This is a genomic window from Ochrobactrum quorumnocens (assembly GCF_002278035.1).
Lineage (GTDB): Bacteria > Pseudomonadota > Alphaproteobacteria > Rhizobiales > Rhizobiaceae > Brucella > Brucella quorumnocens.
Map to the genome: position 1 here is coordinate 2522101 of NZ_CP022604.1, position 17462 is coordinate 2539562.

Here is a 17462-nt window from a genome sequence, read left to right on the forward strand (position 1 = left end):
AAAGGATGCGATCCAGCCGTCGGGATAACGAACTATGAAGATCGATTATTACGAAGCTCTGGGTGTGGAGCGAACAGCAGACGATAAGGTGCTCAAAACCGCCTTTCGCAAGCTCGCCATGGAATACCATCCGGATCGCAATCCGAACAATCCGGATGCAGAACGCAAGTTCAAGGAAATCGGTGAAGCTTATGAAACGCTGAAAGATCCGCAAAAGCGCGCAGCCTATGACCGTTTCGGTCACGCAGCCTTTGAAAATGGCGGCATGGGCAATGGCTTTGGTGGTGGTGGCGGCGGTTTCGGTGGAGCCGGTGGCTTTGCCGATATTTTCGAAGATATTTTTGGCGAGATGATGGGCGGCGGTCGTCGTCGCTCCAATGGTGGACGCGAACGCGGCGCCGATCTGCGCTACAATATGGAAGTCACGCTTGAGGAAGCCTATTCCGGCAAGGCCGCACAGATTCGCGTGCCGACATCCATCACCTGTGACGAATGCTCAGGGTCTGGCGCCAAGGCCGGGTCACAGCCGACCACTTGCACCATGTGTTCGGGTTCGGGCCGTGTACGTGCCGCGCAGGGCTTCTTCTCTGTAGAGCGCACTTGCCCAACCTGTAACGGTCGCGGCCAGATCATCAAGGACCCTTGCGGCAAGTGTCACGGTCAGGGCCGAGTGACACAGGAGCGTTCGCTCTCGGTCAACATTCCGGCCGGTATCGAAGATGGCACCCGTATTCGTCTCGCAGGCGAAGGCGAAGCTGGAACGCGCGGTGGTCCATCGGGTGATCTTTACATCTTCCTGTCGGTCAAACCGCATGAGTTTTTCCAGCGCGATGGTGCTGATCTTTACTGCAAAGTGCCGATCTCGATGACGACAGCAGCGCTGGGCGGAGATTTTGAAGTCTCCACGCTTGATAGCACCCAGACGCGTGTGAAGGTGCCTGAAGGTACCCAGAACGCCAAGCAGTTCCGCCTCAAGGGCAAAGGCATGCCGGTTTTACGCCAGCAGGCAGTGGGCGATCTCTATATCCAGATCGATATTGAGACACCGCAAAACCTGTCCAAACGTCAGCGCGAATTACTTGAGGAATTTGAACAACTCTCGTCCAAGGAGAACAGTCCGAAATCGGCAGGCTTCTTCTCCCGGATGAAGGAGTTTTTCGAAGGTATAGGTGAGTGAAGAAAAGGGAGCCGTTTGGCTCCCTTTTTTTACGCTTTCCTTAATGTCGCCTTGCCTAAATACTCCAATGCGGCATAAACTTGTCTGATAACGACAATGGGAGCAGTGAAGAATGGCAGGACAGCTCGGCAGGAAACTGGCCGCTAAGTTCGATGAAGAAATCCGTTTTTTCAAAGGTTGGATAGACGGACCAAAGGCGGTCGGCGCGATATTGCCGACAAGTTCCATCACGGCGCGACGCATGGCGAGCGTCATCGACACGAAATCAGGTCTGCCAGTTCTAGAACTCGGACCGGGCACAGGTGTGATTACCAAAGCCATTCTAGCCCATGGTGTGAAGCCAGCCGATCTCTATTCGGTCGAATATTCACCGGATTTCGTGGAGCATCTTGACCGGGCTTTTCCCGATGTGAACATCATTCAGGGAGATGTGTTCGATCTCGATCTGGCGCTTGGCGATATGAAAGATCAGAAATTCGACAGCATCGTTTCCGCTGTTCCCATGCTGAACTTTCCGATGGAAAGCCGCATTCAGCTTATGGAAAGCCTGTTGTCCCGTATGCCGCGTGGTCGTCCTCTGATACAGATCACTTATGGTCCCCGCCCGCCGGTTCCGGCAGGCAAGGGCAACTACATTGTGCAGCATTATGATTTTGTTGTGCGCAATGTCCCTCCTGCGCAGCTCTGGGTCTATCGCAGCCCGCTCGTTTGATCCCATACGGAGTTAAGTAATCTGATGACGGCAAAGATCCTGATTTTTGCGGGCTCTATCCGCAAGGGCGCGTTCTCAGGCCATATGGCAGATGCAGCCGCCGGGGAACTGGTAGCTCAGGGTGCAAGCGTAACACATATCTCGCTGGCCGATTTTCAGCTTCCGATTATGAATGAGGATCTGGAAGCTGAAGAAGGCATTCCTGAAAACGCCATGAAGCTTGGTCGTCTCTTTGCAGAGCATGACGGGCTGATGATCTGTTCGCCGGAATATAATGCGTCAATTCCGCCGCTGCTTAAAAACACGGTTGATTGGGTCAGCCGTATTTCCAGAGATGGTGACAAGCCGTTCAGGCCTTATGCGGGTTTGACGGTCGGCCTTTGTTCGACGTCAAACGGCGCTTTTGCTGGTATGCGTGGGCTTTATCATCTACGCGCCGTTCTGATGAATGTGGGCACGCAGATCGTCAGCGAGCAGTGCTCGGTCGGTGGTGCAGCTGACGCTTTCAATGATGACGGCACGCTCAAGAACGAGCGCCACGCCAAAATGCTGAGCGCTGTTTGCGCCAGCCTTATCAAGCACTCGGTCAATCCAGGACGTTAAATTTAGTTTCTATCTAACAATTTCAGGGCGCGGTATCTTTCGTACCGCGCCCTGTTGTGCGAATAAACTAAAAATCATATCGGAGAATAGCATGACGACGACAGATTTGCGTGATCGGCTGATCGTGGGCCTCGACGTGCCAACCGTTGCTGAAGCGGAAAAAGTGGTCGAAGAACTGGGCGATGCTGTCACGTTCTACAAGATTGGCTATCAGCTGGTGTTTGCAGGTGGTCTCGATTTTGCAAAGAGCCTGATTGCGGCCAAGAAAAAAGTTTTCCTCGACATGAAGCTCCTCGACATCGATAACACCATCGCCAAGGGCGTGGAGAATGTCGCGAAGATGGGCGTTTCCATGCTCACCCTGCACGCTTATCCGAAAGCTATGCGCGCGGCTGTTCAAGCGGCGAAAGGGTCTGATCTCTGCCTGCTTGGCGTGACGGTGCTGACCTCTATGGATGATGCTGATCTGAAGGAAGCAGGCTATTGCGATACGCCGGAAGCGCTGGTGCTCAAGCGCGCACAGCAGGCGCGTGAGGCGGGCATGGGCGGCATTGTGGCTTCTGCCGCTGAAGCTTATGCCATCCGTCAGGCAATCGGTCCCGATATGGCTGTCGTCACACCCGGTATTCGTCCGGCAGGCAGCGAGAAGGGCGACCAGAAGCGCGTGATGACGCCCGCAGATGCTCTCAAAGCTGGCGCAAGCCACCTTGTCGTTGCGCGGCCAATTGTCGGCGCCGCTGATCGCAAGGCTTCAGCCCTTGCCATTCTGGAAGAAATGCGCTCGGTTGGCTGAAAGAGGAGGATGATATGACCAAAGCCTATTGGATCGCCCGTGTGGATGCTCGCGATACGGAGCGTTACAAAGATTACGTTTCTACCGCCAAGCCTGCTTTTGAGCGCTATGGTGCAAAGTTTATTGCACGTGGCGGCAAGGCTGAGGCCGTTGAAGGGCCGGGGCGTGCCCGCAATGTCATCATCGAATTTGAGTCTATGCAGCACGCGCTCGACTGCTACAATTCGTCCGAATATCAGGCCGCAAAAGCCATCCGCCAAACCGTAGCGGACGGCGAAATCGTCATCGTTGAAGGCGTCGCCTGATTATAATCTTACTGGCGGGTCGTGACGACCGGCGACAGACAGATCAAGCAATATGACCTTGCCCGCATGCGGATCTGCATTGCGGGCATTTTCATTCATGCCTTCGTGCGCGCTGGTGACAATCAAGACAGAGGCGTCTGCACCGATGAAAGCCGGGCAGGTTGGCTGGGTAACGGGTAGCTCGATCGAACGTAAGAGCCGCCCCTGCGACGAATAAGCGTTAAGGGCGCTGCCGCCCCAGCATGCATTCCACAAGGTGCCTTCCGCATCGACCACCGAGCCATCAACGCCACCATCTTCGACACGATGATGGAAAACGCTTTTTTCAGAGACCGGCAGGCCGGTTTCGGGGTCGGTATCGACCCGCCATATGATATTGCGGTCGGTATCGGCAAAATAAGTGATCTTGCCATCCGGCGAAAAGCAGATTGAGTTGGTGATCGTGATACCAGAGAACAGTTTTTTCACATGGCCTTCACGATACCACCAGATCGAGCCGGCACCCTTCTCGGCCTTCTTGCCCATGGTGCCGATCCAGAAGGAGCCGGACGGGTGCACACGTGCATCGTTGGAGCGGGTGGTGTCATTATCGGCTTCGAGCGGATGATGCAGTGTGAGACGCCCATTGGCACGCTCGCGCACAAAAAGTCCGTGCTCGCTGACAATCAACTGCCGCTCACGATCAATAACCGCAAGCGCACTGGCTTTCATGCCCAGATCATGCGTGCGAACTTCACCGCTGTCGTCTCTCTCGATCAACCTTTGACCGAGAATATCGAACCACCAGCACTGACCGGTAAGCGGATCATAACCCGGGCCTTCACCCAGTTCGGTGACATGATCAGCAAAGAATGTTGTTTTGACTGCGGTCACTTTTCTCTCCCGGCTTTGGTCCAGCTCTGGCGTTAACAGCATAATCAACAGACAGGCAGCAATCCAGTTGCAAAAATCTGCGCGTGTTCATGAAGCGTCTATGAAACCTGCATGATCGGAAACGGCTATGTCGTCTGCAAAATTCGCTTTAGAGCGCGTTTCGATCTGATTTGATCAGATCGGCGCTCTCAACTCGTTTTATCTACGCATTGTGCTTTCCTAAAATTGATTCCGATTTTAGGGCCGATGCGCTAAGTTCCGGCAACTGAGAATCGCGAGGAAATCATGTCGCTAAAAGTTGCGGTCCAGATGGACCATATCAGCACGGTCAATATTACGGGTGACACCACTTTTGCTCTGTCACTTGAAGCGCAGAAGCGCGGCCATGAGCTGTATCATTACACACCAGACCGGCTTTCGATGCGCGATGGTATTGTTTCAGCTCGCGTTGAAAAACTGGAACTGCGTGACATCAAGGGCGATCACTACACGCTGGGTGAGCCGGTGCGCCGCGATCTTTCAGAAATGGATGTGGTTCTGCTGCGTCAGGACCCGCCGTTCGACATGAACTATATAACCACAACGCATCTTCTGGAGCGTATCCATCCAAAGACGCTGGTGGTGAACGACCCGGCATGGGTTCGCAACAGCCCGGAAAAGATTTTCGTCACCGAATTTCCGGACCTGATGCCCGAAACGCTGATTACCAAGGACCCGCAGGAGGTTCTAGAGTTCCGCCGCGAGTTCGGCGATATCATCTTAAAGCCACTTTACGGCAATGGTGGTGCGGGCGTGTTCCATCTGGCTGATGGCGATCGCAATCTGACCTCGTTGCTCGAAATGTTCGGACAGCTCTTCAAAGAACCGTTCATCGCGCAGCGTTATCTCAAAGATGTGCGCTCAGGTGACAAGCGTATCATTCTGATTGATGGTGAGCCGGTCGGAGCAATCAATCGTGTGCCTTCGGAAACCGATGCGCGTTCCAACATGCATGTTGGCGGTCGTGCAGAACAGAGCAAGCTGACTGCACGTGAGCAGGAAATCTGCGCGCGCATCGGCCCGTCGCTGAAAGAGCGCGGCTTCATCCTCGTTGGTATCGACGTGATTGGCGATTATATGACCGAGATCAATGTAACCTCGCCAACCGGCATTCGGGAAATCGAACGCTTCGACGGCACCAATATTGCGGCCCTGTTCTGGGACGCGGTTGAAGCCAAGCGTAAGTAAAAAATCGGGCTTTAAGCCTTCGTTTGAAAGAGAATCGCGTCCGTTGCGGACGCGATTCCGCTATTTTTCCGTCTTGCCGATAAAATCAGCCGGGTTTTTATATTTTACCGTTTGCAGATGTTCGCAATAAAGGACGAGTTCTCCCTCGCCTTTGAAGATCTCATAGCTTGCACGGATTAGGCCAAGTTCCTTGTAGCGCGGCGTTTTTTCCATATTCGTGCGCACTGCATAAATCGTATCTCCTATGAAGACCGGTTTGATGAAACGCAGTTTGTCATAGCCATAAGAAAACGCATTCACGCAGTTGGTGGCCACCAGGCCAAGGCCCGCGGAAAAGACAAATGCGCCTGCAATCAGCCTTCGTCCGAATATTCCTTCGCTGCGCGCGAACATTTCATCCTGAACGTAAGGGTGAATATCGGTAACCAGCAGATTGAACTGATGGCTGTCGCCTTCCGATATTGTGCGTCGCAACGATCTGATCTTCTGCCCGACTGGCCAATCCTCATAGAACCAGTTTTCGGCGTTTCATACCGGTAACCTGGCATGTTCTGGCGGCATATCGGTCGGCATTGTCGAAGAGACTCCGACCGTTGGCGCAACGTTAGACATTTTTTCCTCCACAGTTCTTATATGAAGTATGCATTCATATATGCATAACAATCAAGTCAGAAAGCTCAATGCTGGCGACCGATTTAGCCAGTAGGCCAGCATCTGCGAAGCTTGCTCTCTCGTACGAGAAATGCTTAAATCCTTTGGTTGTATACAAGCACAAACTCACGTTAGAGGTGTGTAAAATACCGAGCGGGGGCTCATGGTCGCGCGAGTAGGAACAGTTGCGTTTCAGGGCATAGAAGCTGTGCCTGTCGATGTGCAGGTCATGGTTGCACCGGGCAAGATGGGCATGTCGATTGTCGGCCTGCCCGACAAAGCGGTTGCCGAAAGCCGGGAACGTGTACAGGCCGCACTTCATGCTTCCGGCCTTTCCATGCCGACCAAGCGTGTCACGGTCAATCTGGCTCCGGCTGATCTGCCGAAAGAAGGCTCGCATTATGATCTGCCGATTGCCGTTGGGTTGATGGCAGCTATCGGTGCAATTCCGATCGACGCCATACAATCCTATCTGGTTTTGGGAGAGCTTTCGCTTGATGGCTCCATAACGGCTGTTGCGGGCGTATTGCCTGCTGCAATTGGCGCCAATCGTGAAGACAAGGGCCTGATCTGTCCGTATGACTGTGGGCCAGAAGCCGCATGGGCAGGGGCCAATGTCGATATTCTTGCGCCACGCAGCCTGATTGCGTTGGGCAACCATTTTCGGGGAACACAGGTGCTGACGCCGCCTGATCCTTCGATGCGGGTTTCAAGCGAAGTGCTGCCCGATCTTGCCGATATCAAGGGGCAGGAGACTGCCAAGCGTGCGCTGGAGATTGCTGCCGCCGGAAATCACAATCTGCTTCTCGTCGGGCCGCCTGGATCGGGAAAATCCATGCTTGCACAGCGGCTCCCATCCATTCTGCCAAAACTCAGCCCGCGCGAACTGCTCGACGTTTCAATGATCACATCCATTGCAGGCGAGCTGTCGGGTGGAAAACTGTCTGACCGCAGACCTTTTCGCGCGCCACATCATTCGGCGTCTATGGCTGCAATGGTTGGTGGGGGGCTGCGGGCGAGGCCGGGTGAAGTATCACTTGCGCATAATGGCGTGTTGTTTCTCGATGAGTTTCCGGAGTTTTCGCCACAGGTGCTCGATTCTCTCAGGCAACCGCTGGAGACTGGCGAATGCATGATTGCACGCGTCAATCATCGTACCAGCTATCCGGCGCGCTTTCAGCTGATTGCAGCGATGAACCCCTGTCGTTGTGGCATGGCGGGGGAGCCAGGCCACACATGCGCACGTGGCCCGCGTTGCCAAAGCGACTATCAGGCACGCATTTCCGGGCCGTTGCTGGACCGAATCGATCTCAGGGTCGATATGCCTGCCGTCTCAGCCCTTGATCTCATTCAGCCGTCGCAGTCTGAACGAAGCGAAAGCGTTGCCAAACGTGTCGCGCGGGCACGGGCGACACAAAGCGTGCGCTATGCAGCTCTTGGGCTGGATGCATCCATGACCAACGCTTACTGTTCGGCAAATCTGATTGAAGAAGTCGCCAAGCCGGATGCTGCGGGCGTAAAGCTGCTGCGCGACGCGAGCGAACAGATGCGCTTTTCTGCGCGTGCCTATCACCGCATTTTGAAAGTGGCCCGCACATTGGCCGATCTCGATGGAGTGGACCAGATCAGCCGCATACATCTTGCTGGCGCGATTTCTTATCGTATGGGCGCTGAGAGACTGTCTTCTGTGGCGTGAAGACCACGTCACAGAAGCTCTTTCTGCTCTAAAGCATGTCGCAGTTAAATGGATTCATTTAACGTTCGCGAACATGCGACAATTAAAAGAATCTAGATCGAGCACCAAGGGCGCGATTAAGCGCGACACGCTCTAGCAGTTCAGGGTCTGAAGCGTCATGCTGCCATTGTTCAGAAAACAGGCTTTGCTGAACAGCGATAGATCAAGCGGATTTGGAAGACGCACGTCGCTTAGATCCGGGCAGGCTTTGGCGTCTGCATCAAAACTACGATCAATCTGCGAGATACAGAGAATGGTTAGTCCTTTCTCTTCAGCAAAAGCTTTCAGCGCTCTTATCTGAACCATCAGTTCCGGTTTTTCACGCTTCTGATCCAACAATTGTAGATAGTCGACAACGACACATGTATCGCGCGGCGCATTCTGCGATTGCTCGATGATGTAATCTGCGCTGATTGCTTCAGATGTGTCGAACACAAACTGTGTTTGAAAGTCACGTTCGTTGATACCGAGCATCTCAAATCGTTTTCCGATGTCTTTTCTCGTATAGTCCAGAGAGAAGAACAGGCCGCGATGGCCTTTTTTCATGGCCTCAATGAGGATTTCAAGGCTGAGCAGTGTCTTGCCATGGCCGGGCCGGGCACCAACCAAAACCAGATCACCGGGTTGCAGGCACGCATAAAGTTCGGCTGCTGAAACGGCGTCGTTATGTTTGTGGGTCAGCATACTCCAGCTTTTAAAGCCTTCGTGTGCAGCGATGCGATCCAATGCCAAATGAAGCGGTATGTTCTCATTGCGCGCCATAAGCTTTGCGCGGCGTTTCAGATGATAGATCGGGGCCGACAATTTCATCAAAACCTCCTGCGAGCTTTGATTGCAATCCCTCCTTATGCTTTCGCTCGACCAGTTGGTTCGGTGGTGAGATTTCCCGCATGAAAAATGCTTTCCCGATCGGAGGGGGGAGGCGTGGATAAAGCCAGAATCAGAGCATAGCGCAGATCAGGCTGAGAGGTGAATAGGATTTTGCGTGATTGCCGGGGAGCGGCTTACTCTCCCCGGCATTTGTTAGAGCCCGAACGTCACGAGTCCGTTTTCATCAATACTCCAGGCCGGGTTCCAGGCGATTTCCCATGCATGCTCGTCGGGATCAGCAATGTAGCCGCGCAAGCCGCCATGCACTGGCGCATCGGCGGGTCGCAATATCTTTCCACCAGCGCGCGTCAGCTTTTCCATGAGCGGCTGGACGTCTGTTTTGTCACCTACATTATGCGCCAGCGAGAATGCGCCCGGCTGCATCAGGCCGAAGCAGTTCATATCGGCTTCAAGCGAAGTTTTCAGGAAGGTGCCGAGAACAAAGCCATTCATCTGATAGAAGATGATTTCTTGGTTCTGGAATATTGGCGTCCAGCCAAAGCCTTCGACGTAAAAACGACGAGAGCGCTCAAGTTCCTGGATGCCAAGCGTGATGACGGAGATTTGCTGTTTCATAATCAAGACCCTATATTCTCCAATACACCATTGCATCGGAGTTGAAGGTCAAGGGACTCGACGAATTGGTCGGATTAGCTCGCATACCGAAAAGTTTGAAACCGCTTCGGATAAGATACGCTCTAAAACACCAATGAAGGCCAGGACCCGCTTTTGAGCGGGGATCGGGCTAACCGCACCGAGCTCTCCTTTTTAGACCCGAAAAGGATAACACAGACGCGCCTGGCTTCAAAAGACTTGAAGAAGGCTGGTGGTTATTTTACTGCACCAACCAGCAAATTGTCCTGGGATTCGATTGTGACCCAGCGGCCGGTATTGTTTGCAGCCTGACGCTTCAAGTAGGTGTAGTCGGTTTCGTCCCAGCGCAGAACTTCGTCAGTCAGGTTGTCGAGAACGAAATCGCCGCGATCCGTGCGAACGGTTAATACTGCGTGGCCTTCGCCGTCTGGCTTGCGAACGACAGTGATCAGCAGGTCCGTCATCGGAACACCGGCCTTGGCGAGTTCACGCTGCTTGAGAAGAACATAATCTTCACAATCGCCAACAGTGGTTGGATAGGCCCAATATTCCTCAACGCCGTAGATTTCCATGTCGGTCATCGGCTTGATTCGTTCATTGACCGAAAGATTGATGGTTTGAATGTGCTGCCAATTGCTGTTGTTGAGCGAGAGTGCACGGGTGTCGCGGCTGACGATATTGCATTCAGCGGCTTCGCGCTTGCAGAACTCGTAATGACCGATTGGCTGTGAAGTAAGCTTGCCAGTCTGCATATAGGCACCGGTTCCAGCCTGTGCACCGACGCTCGCCATAAGAGCGACAATGCCGATGCTGGCAGCAGCGATAAACTTCATGCTCGAGCGAACTACGCAAAACATACTCAAGGCCCTTTTCACAGCCCGCACTGGGCATTTATTAACGAAAAGTTAAAATATGAAACATGCCCGGAGTCAATTGAGGCTGCCGCGTCTTCGCCTAACATCTTAATTAATGGTTAACGCGGGCATTTTGCGGTATATGCACCTATAAATTGTATATGATGAGGAAAAAAAACGCCGCTTTAAGGGCGACGGTTTAAAAATTACGTATATATAATATACGCTTACGCTGAAATTTCTGTCAAAGTGATGCTGCTCGAAAGCGGTGTCTGAACAGGCCGACTTTGTTCAGGAAGCTTTTTTAAAGCGGTGTGAAGCAGACGTTTGTGTGTCCGGCACTGATAAAGCCAAGGCGCTGCGCTGCACCCTTGGAAAGATCAAGCACACGCCCTTTAATGAACGGACCGCGATCATTGATACGAACAATGAGCGACTTGCCGTTTCTCTGATTGGTGACCTTGACCTTGCTGCCAAGCGGCAAGGTGCGGTGGGCAGCTGTCATCCCTGATGGGTTCATGCGTTCGCCCGATGCGGTGCGTGAGGTGAGTGCATACCAGGAAGCACCGCCACAGCGTGCAGCTTGAGCTTCCATTGCGGTGATCGAGAAAAGACCAGTCGTCGCAACGGCGAGCATAGCCATACGGATTTTGAAGTTCATACTGATTCCAAGAGTCGTTTCACAAAGTCTGTCCGGTAATTTTGAGTTACGACGAGAAAGACCTGCGCCAACTGGAATCTAAATGTGGCGATGGCGTGATGTTATTGAGAGTATAATGAGATAATAGATTTAATGAACTAAGCGGAAAATGATCCTATACTAAGCGTTGTTTATTTTATGGCTCAAGAAAATATCAGGAATATTTTAATCGATATGCCAGTGTTGCTGTAAAACTGTTTACGATTCGTTAGGATTCTGTGCTTGCCCGTTGCTCAACCATGTTTTGTGGCGGGAAGTGCAAGAAAAGCTGCTTTGCAGATGGTCACAGTCGTACCGTCCCGGTACAATTTTTATTTGTGGGCCCAGTTTTCAGCCGCTTCAGCCAAGTTGACGGAATCCGGCCTTTTTCGGGCAGAATACAACCATGGGCTGTTTTTGAGGTGGTAAAGTTTGTAACGCCGCCTGTAACTTTTGTTGAAATGTAGCGCGATGACACAGTTTTGACCGCGCATCGCATGCACGCAAAAGCCAAAATCCTGCTATAAGCGCTCATCTTCAGAACGGAAAATCATGCAGGATAAAACGCCAAAGGACGATACCGACACAACGCTTCCAGCCATATCGGCGGGAAAACGTATTCTATATCTATGCCTTGGCTTTCTCATGCTGGTGCTTGGTATCATTGGTGCCATTCTGCCGGTGATGCCGACAACAATCTTTATCATCTTGGCTGCGTGGTTTTTCGCGCGTTCATCGCCGAAATTTGAGGCGCGCCTGCTCGCTGATCCGCGATTTGGTCCGCTTATTGTCAAATGGCGCGAGCGCGGTGCAATCCCGCCTAAGGCAAAACTATATGCCTGTCTTGGCATGGCATTCGGCTATGGCATGTTCTGGTGGGGTGCGCGCCCGGGGCCTTTGCTTGCCGTCTCTGTCACGATCTTTATGCTCGGCTCTGCGGCTTACGTTCTATCGCGCCCCAGTGAATAAGATAACATAGCAACGGGAGCTCTTAATGCCTTTGCCTTCCATCAATCCGCTTATCGGTAAGCTTTCCGCACCGCCAATTCCTGCAGTGCAGGCGTGGGCGCGGAATTATGATGGTGCGCATGGTCCTCTGATTGATCTCTCGCAGGCCGTTCCTGGTTATCCGCCGCATCCCGATATGCTGCGGTTTCTCGGCGTGGCCGCAGGATCAGTCACCTCTGCGGGCTATGGTCCGATTGAAGGCGAGACGGTTTTGCGCGAGGCCTATGCAGCCCATGTTGGTGGCCTCTATGAGGCTCAGATCCAGGCTCACAACGTTCATATAACATCGGGCTGCAATCAGGCTTTCATTGCAGCGATTATGTGCGTCGCCCAAAGCGGCGATACGGTTCTTGCGACTAATCCCTTTTATTTCAACCACCAATCATCGTTGGAGATGCTGGGCATCCACTCGGCAACAGTCGCCTGCCGCGCTGAAAACGGGTTTGTGCCTGCAATTGAAGATATAAAGGCGGCCTTACATAAAGGCGTGCGCGCGCTTGTTTTGGTGTCGCCCAATAATCCAACCGGTGCAATTTATCCGCCGCAATTGCTTGGTGAGATTTATGCTGCTTGTCGTGAAAACGGGACGTGGCTGCTGCTCGATGAAACCTATCGCGATTTTCTAAGCAATGCTGATCGAGCTCCGCATGGACTGTTCGCAGAGGCTGACTGGCCGTCGCATCTGGTCCAACTCTACAGCTTCTCTAAATCCTTTTGCATTCCGGGCCACAGGCTTGGGGCAATTGTCGCAGGTTCCGAGATGGTGGCCAATGTTGCCAAAGTGATGGATAATCTGCAAATCTGCGCAACACGTGCACCACAGATTGCGGTCAGCCAGGCGATTGAACCACTCAAGGCTTGGCGCGACGACAACCGCAAGGAGATTGAACGGCGCGCGGGAGCCTTGCGTGTCTCCATGAGTAATGTGGCTGGTTGGCATATTGAGGCAGTGGGCGCTTATTTCGCATTTGTGCGTCATCCTTATGAAGGCGTGTCGTCTGCCAAGGTTGCCGAGATGCTCGCCAAGTCCATAGGTGTTGTCACACTACCCGGCAGCTTTTTCGGAGATGAGCAGGATGCATTTTTGCGATTTGCTTTCGCCAATGCAGACGTTGCCGGCATTAAGGCCATGGCCGCGCGACTTCCGCTTTTGAAACTTTGAGTGTTCAAGCAGCAAGGAAAACCCTGCAAAACGGCGGGCAAAGTCGATTGATACAAAGCTGTAACACTACTGTCATATGACTGTTATATAGAGCGCGTAGACGGCTGGTGACGCTTTCACGTCATGTGTCTTTTACAACAGGGGCTGGTGCTCATGAACAAGATGATTTCCTCGACCGCAGCGCTCGCAATTGCTGCAGTATTGTCGGTTTCCGCTGCGAATGCGCGCGATCAGATTCAGGTTTCCGGTTCCTCGACCGTTCTGCCTTATGCCAAGATCGTTGCAGAAACCTTTGGCGAAACCTATCCGAACTTCAAGACGCCGGTTATTGAATCGGGCGGCTCTGGCGCAGGCATCAAGGAATTCTGCAAGGGCGTCGGTGAAAACACCATCGATATCGCCAATGCATCGCGCGCCATGAAGGGCACCGAACTCAAGTCCTGCATTGATGCAGGCGTTAAGGAAGTTCAGGAAGTCCGCTTTGGCTATGACGGCATCGTGTTTGCAACCGATGCGAACGGTCCAGACTGGAAACTGGCTCCAGTTGACGTTTACAAGGCTCTTGCTGCCAAGCTCGTCGTAGACGGCAAGCTGGTCGACAATCCAAACACCAAGTGGAACCAGGTCAATGCAGACCTGCCAGATTGGGATATCACTGCCTACATCCCTGGCGAAAAGCATGGGACGCGTGAAGTTTTCGAAGAAAAGCTTCTTGCTGACGGCTGCAAGGAATCCGGCGCTCTCGACGAAATCAAGAAGACCGGTCTCGATGACAAGGCTTCGGCTGCTGCCTGTATCGCTGTTCGTAAGGACGGCAAGGCTGTCGATATCGATGGCGATTACAGCGAAACGCTGGCTCGCATCGACTCCAACAAGCAGGGCGTTGGCGTTTTCGGTCTCTACTTCTTCGAAAACAATGCTGACAAGCTGAAGGTAGCGACCGTAAGCGGCGTCAAGCCATCGGCTGAAACCGTTGCTTCGGGCGAATATCCGGTTTCGCGTCCACTGTTCTTCTACGTGAAGAAGGCTCACCTTGGCGTCATTCCAGGCCTCAAGGAATATGTTGACTTCTTCCTGTCCGAACAGATGGTCGGCCCGGAAGGCCCGCTTGCTGAATACGGTCTGGTTCCGGCTCCGGATGCAGAACGTGAAGCACAGCGCACTGCCTTCACCGAAGGCAAGCTGATGGAAGTCAAGTAAGCTTTGATCTGTGGAATGTGGGGAGGACTCCTTCCCACATTCTTCCTCTTTTGCGCTGGTCGGATAAGACAGGCGCATTCGCGTGGAATTGGCTGACTGCAAACTGTGCTTGAGCAGCTATCTTCACATTTTTTGGGGCAACCGGGGAAATTGAATGTCCTTCTTTCTGGTTCTCGTCAGTGTCGTCGCAATCGGACTGATCGGATTCTTTATAGGTCGACAGCGCGCCGTTGCGATTGACAAGGCTCAGCCTGTCGTCAGTTCAGGCGCAGCCACAGAGAAAATGCATTCCCGCCCGCTCTATCATGGCTGGTGGGTTTTCCTCGTTTCCGCATTGCCCGCAATTTTGTTTCTCGCGGTCTGGGCGGTTGGTACATCGGTTTATCTCGATCATACGGCAACTGCTCGTATGCCGGCTGCTGTCGAAGATGGTTCGTTTTCAGAGCGCAGCTTGCAGCTTGGCATGATTCGCAGCCTTGCAGGCGGCTTGGAAAAGCTGACGCCTGCTGAAATCGATAGTTTACCGCAGACCTATAAGGAAGCCCGTGATGTTCTCGGCTCAAAAGGCGTAGCGCTTGCGACTGAAGGCCAGGACTATATGGTTCCAGTTGCGCTCTTCCTCGAAAAGGCGAGTAAGGTTTCCCATACGGTTGGCAGCGCAATCGCTCTCGTTATCGCGGTTGCTGGTCTGATTTTTGGACTTTCCGGCATCAAGCGCCGCACGCGTGCCCGTAACAATGTCGAGCGCATCGTGTTGTGGGGCCTGATTGCCGCTTCCGGTATCGCTATTCTGACGACCATCGGCATCGTGTTCTCTGTTCTGTTCCAGACGGTGAGCTTCTTCCAGTCGATCGCCCCGATGGACTTCTTCTTCGGAACTGTCTGGGACCCACGCTTCGCAGCTGCAGGTTCGGGTGGTGAAGTCGGTCAGTTTGGTCTCATCCCGCTTTTGGCTGGTACGCTTTATATTGCATTCGTTGCGATGTTGTTTGCTGTACCAGTTGGCCTGTTCTCCGCAATCTACATGGCAGAATATGCGTCGCCGCGTGTCCGCACAGTGGTCAAGCCCGTGCTTGAGCTTCTTGCCGGTATCCCGACCATTGTTTACGGCTTCTTCGCACTGATAACGGTTGGCCCGTTCCTGCGAGATCTCTCTGCTGCCATTGCTGGCGGTCAGGGCTTCATTATGGCGCAGAGCGTTCTGACTGCTGGTCTTGTCATGGGCGTGATGCTGATCCCGTTTGTGTCGTCTCTGTCTGATGACATTATCACAGCGGTTCCCGGTTCTCTCCGCGATGGCTCGCTTGGTCTTGGTGCAACGCGTTCGGAAACAATCAAGCGTGTTGTTCTGCCAGCAGCACTTCCGGGCATTGTCGGCGCACTTTTGATGACGGCTTCGCGTGCAATTGGTGAAACCATGATTGTGGTGCTTGCAGCCGGTGTTGCAGCGCGCCTTTCTGCCAATCCCTTTGAAGCGATGACGACGATCACTGTCAAAATCGTCAGTCAGCTCACCGGCGACCTTGAGTTTGATTCCCCGCAGACGCTTGTTGCCTTTGCGCTGGGTATCACCCTCTTCGTCCTGACGCTGATCATGAATATCTTTGCGCTCTACATCGTTCGCAAGTACCGGGAGCAGTACGAATAATGACCGATTCAACTCTCAATGCTGGCACTACGGTAACAAAGCCCCAGCGCCGCGATATCGGAATCAAGCGTCGCTACGCTGCTGAACGTCGCTTCCGTCTCTATGGTGTGGTTGCCATTGCGATTGGTGTGTTCTTTCTCTGTGCGCTTTTGTTCTCGGTGTTTTCCAAGGGCTATACGGCTTTCGGACAGACGACGATTTATCTGCCGGTCAAGCTTGACGCACAGGTTATCGATCCGGGCAATAAGCTTGCAACCGATCCGAATGTGTTGATCACGGCCAACTATCCGCTTCTGGTACGTAACGCCTTGGCTGAAAAGCTGGGTGTGCCGAGCACGGATCGCGCTGAAATGCGTGAAGTTGGGCGCTTCTTCTCCGATGGTGTTCGTGTTCAGCTTCGCCAGATGGTGATGGATAATCCATCATTGATTGGCACCACACAGACAGTTCCAGTTCTGGCTGCTGCTGATATTGACTCCGCCTATAAGGGGCAGATCGATTTTGAGGTTCCAGAAGCAAACCGCAAGGTTTCAGACCGTCAGTTTGAGTGGATCAAGACGCTTACCAATGAAGGCATCATGAGCCAGGCTTTCAACTGGGGCTTGTTTACCAATGGCGCTTCCAGTCGTCCTGAAACCTCTGGTCTCGGTGTTGCGCTTGTCGGTTCCTTCTACATGATGATGATCGTGCTGGTTCTCGCACTGCCTATCGGCGTGGCCGCTTCGATCTATCTTGAAGAATATGCCAAAAAGAACCGCCTCACGGATATTATCGAAGTCAATATCAACAATCTGGCAGCTGTTCCGTCGATTGTGTTCGGTCTGCTTGGGCTTGCAGTCTTCATCAACTTCTTCAATCTGCCGCGTTCAGCGTCAATTGTCGGTGGTCTGGTGCTGACATTGATGACGCTTCCTACAATCATCATTGCGACACGTTCCGCACTTCGCGCCGTGCCGCCGTCGATCCGCGCAGCAGCTCTTGGGCTTGGTGCTTCAAAAACGCAGATGGTGTTTCACCATGTGCTGCCGCTTGCAGCGCCCGGCATTCTGACCGGAACGATTATCGGTCTTGCTCAGGCGCTTGGTGAAACAGCACCATTGCTTCTGATCGGCATGGTGGCTTTCGTTGCCAATATGCCTGCAACGCCGATGGACCCTGCAACGGCTCTGCCTGTGCAGATCTTTATGTGGGCGAATGAAGCTGAGCGTGCCTTTGTAGAACGGACATCAGGCGCTATTATCGTCCTGCTCCTGTTCCTGGCAGTCATGAATATTGCAGCAATTATTCTGCGCCGCCGCTTTGAGCGCCGCTGGTAAACGGGAGAGAAATGATGAATCTCATGACCGAACGATCTCTCGAAAAAGCCGTAGG

The 17462-nt window shown here is 53.1% G+C and carries 17 protein-coding genes and 1 pseudogene; 12 read left to right on the forward strand and 6 right to left on the reverse strand.

The features are described from left to right. Positions 1-34: 34 nt before the first annotated feature. The 5 genes from dnaJ (at position 35) to CES85_RS21795 (ending at position 3590) form a co-directional block, all read left to right on the forward strand. A complete protein-coding gene (gene dnaJ / locus CES85_RS21775; protein ID WP_095447762.1) occupies positions 35-1177 on the forward strand; it encodes a molecular chaperone DnaJ in 1143 nt (380 codons plus the stop codon). A 112-nt stretch (positions 1178-1289) separates the two neighbouring features. Then, positions 1290-1889, forward strand: a complete 600-nt coding sequence (pmtA, locus tag CES85_RS21780; protein ID WP_095447763.1) for a phospholipid N-methyltransferase PmtA — start codon at positions 1290-1292, stop codon at positions 1887-1889. Positions 1890-1913: 24 nt separating this feature from the next. Then, positions 1914-2492, forward strand: coding sequence for an NADPH-dependent FMN reductase (locus CES85_RS21785; RefSeq protein ID WP_095447764.1), 579 nt, complete (start codon positions 1914-1916; stop codon positions 2490-2492). 91 nt (positions 2493-2583) lie between these two features. After that, positions 2584-3285, forward strand: coding sequence for an orotidine-5'-phosphate decarboxylase (gene pyrF / locus CES85_RS21790; protein WP_095447765.1), 702 nt, complete (start codon positions 2584-2586; stop codon positions 3283-3285). A gap of 14 nt (positions 3286-3299) precedes the next feature. Continuing rightward, positions 3300-3590: a DUF1330 domain-containing protein gene (locus CES85_RS21795; RefSeq protein WP_095447766.1), complete on the forward strand. Its 291-nt coding sequence runs from the start codon at positions 3300-3302 to the stop codon at positions 3588-3590. Here CES85_RS21795 and CES85_RS21800 read toward each other — a convergent pair whose 3' ends face one another. Continuing rightward, entirely contained in the window at positions 3591-4463 is an 873-nt protein-coding gene (locus CES85_RS21800; protein WP_095447767.1) for an SMP-30/gluconolactonase/LRE family protein, read from the reverse strand. Positions 4464-4748: 285 nt separating this feature from the next. Here CES85_RS21800 and gshB point away from each other — a divergent pair, with 285 nt between their 5' ends. Continuing rightward, entirely contained in the window at positions 4749-5690 is a 942-nt protein-coding gene (gene gshB, locus CES85_RS21805; RefSeq protein ID WP_095447768.1) for a glutathione synthase, read from the forward strand. A 60-nt stretch (positions 5691-5750) separates the two neighbouring features. Here the strand turns inward: gshB and CES85_RS21810 are convergent. Beyond that, positions 5751-6302: pseudogene (locus CES85_RS21810) on the reverse strand (MaoC family dehydratase). A 202-nt stretch (positions 6303-6504) separates the two neighbouring features. Between CES85_RS21810 and CES85_RS21815 the strand changes: the two are divergent. Next, positions 6505-8037: a YifB family Mg chelatase-like AAA ATPase gene (locus CES85_RS21815; RefSeq protein WP_095447769.1), complete on the forward strand. Its 1533-nt coding sequence runs from the start codon at positions 6505-6507 to the stop codon at positions 8035-8037. Positions 8038-8169: 132 nt separating this feature from the next. Here the strand turns inward: CES85_RS21815 and CES85_RS21820 are convergent, their stop codons facing one another. From CES85_RS21820 to CES85_RS21835, 4 genes are all read right to left on the reverse strand, one after another. Beyond that, positions 8170-8886: a DNA helicase gene (locus CES85_RS21820; protein WP_095447770.1), complete on the reverse strand. Its 717-nt coding sequence runs from the start codon at positions 8884-8886 to the stop codon at positions 8170-8172. Between the two features lie 213 nt (positions 8887-9099). After that, positions 9100-9522 (reverse strand): VOC family protein, encoded by a 423-nt coding sequence (locus CES85_RS21825; protein WP_095447771.1) that lies wholly within the window; start codon positions 9520-9522, stop codon positions 9100-9102. A gap of 254 nt (positions 9523-9776) precedes the next feature. Then, positions 9777-10397: a transglutaminase-like cysteine peptidase gene (locus CES85_RS21830; protein WP_095447772.1), complete on the reverse strand. Its 621-nt coding sequence runs from the start codon at positions 10395-10397 to the stop codon at positions 9777-9779. Positions 10398-10698: 301 nt separating this feature from the next. Continuing rightward, on the reverse strand, positions 10699-11055 hold the full coding sequence (locus CES85_RS21835; protein ID WP_095447773.1) for a septal ring lytic transglycosylase RlpA family protein: 357 nt from the start codon (positions 11053-11055) through the stop codon (positions 10699-10701). Positions 11056-11625: 570 nt separating this feature from the next. Here CES85_RS21835 and CES85_RS21840 point away from each other — a divergent pair. The 5 genes from CES85_RS21840 (at position 11626) to pstA (ending at position 17407) form a co-directional block, all read left to right on the forward strand. Further along, a complete protein-coding gene (locus tag CES85_RS21840; RefSeq protein ID WP_095447774.1) occupies positions 11626-12042 on the forward strand; it encodes a YbaN family protein in 417 nt (138 codons plus the stop codon). A gap of 31 nt (positions 12043-12073) precedes the next feature. Beyond that, entirely contained in the window at positions 12074-13243 is a 1170-nt protein-coding gene (locus CES85_RS21845) for an aminotransferase (protein WP_167388318.1), read from the forward strand. Between the two features lie 153 nt (positions 13244-13396). Further along, entirely contained in the window at positions 13397-14443 is a 1047-nt protein-coding gene (locus CES85_RS21850) for a PstS family phosphate ABC transporter substrate-binding protein (RefSeq protein ID WP_095447776.1), read from the forward strand. Between the two features lie 154 nt (positions 14444-14597). Further along, entirely contained in the window at positions 14598-16091 is a 1494-nt protein-coding gene (gene pstC / locus CES85_RS21855) for a phosphate ABC transporter permease subunit PstC (RefSeq protein ID WP_095447777.1), read from the forward strand. Then, positions 16091-17407, forward strand: coding sequence for a phosphate ABC transporter permease PstA (pstA, locus tag CES85_RS21860; protein WP_095447778.1), 1317 nt, complete (start codon positions 16091-16093; stop codon positions 17405-17407). Before pstC ends, pstA begins: the two co-directional genes overlap by 1 nt. Positions 17408-17462 lie beyond the last annotated feature (55 nt).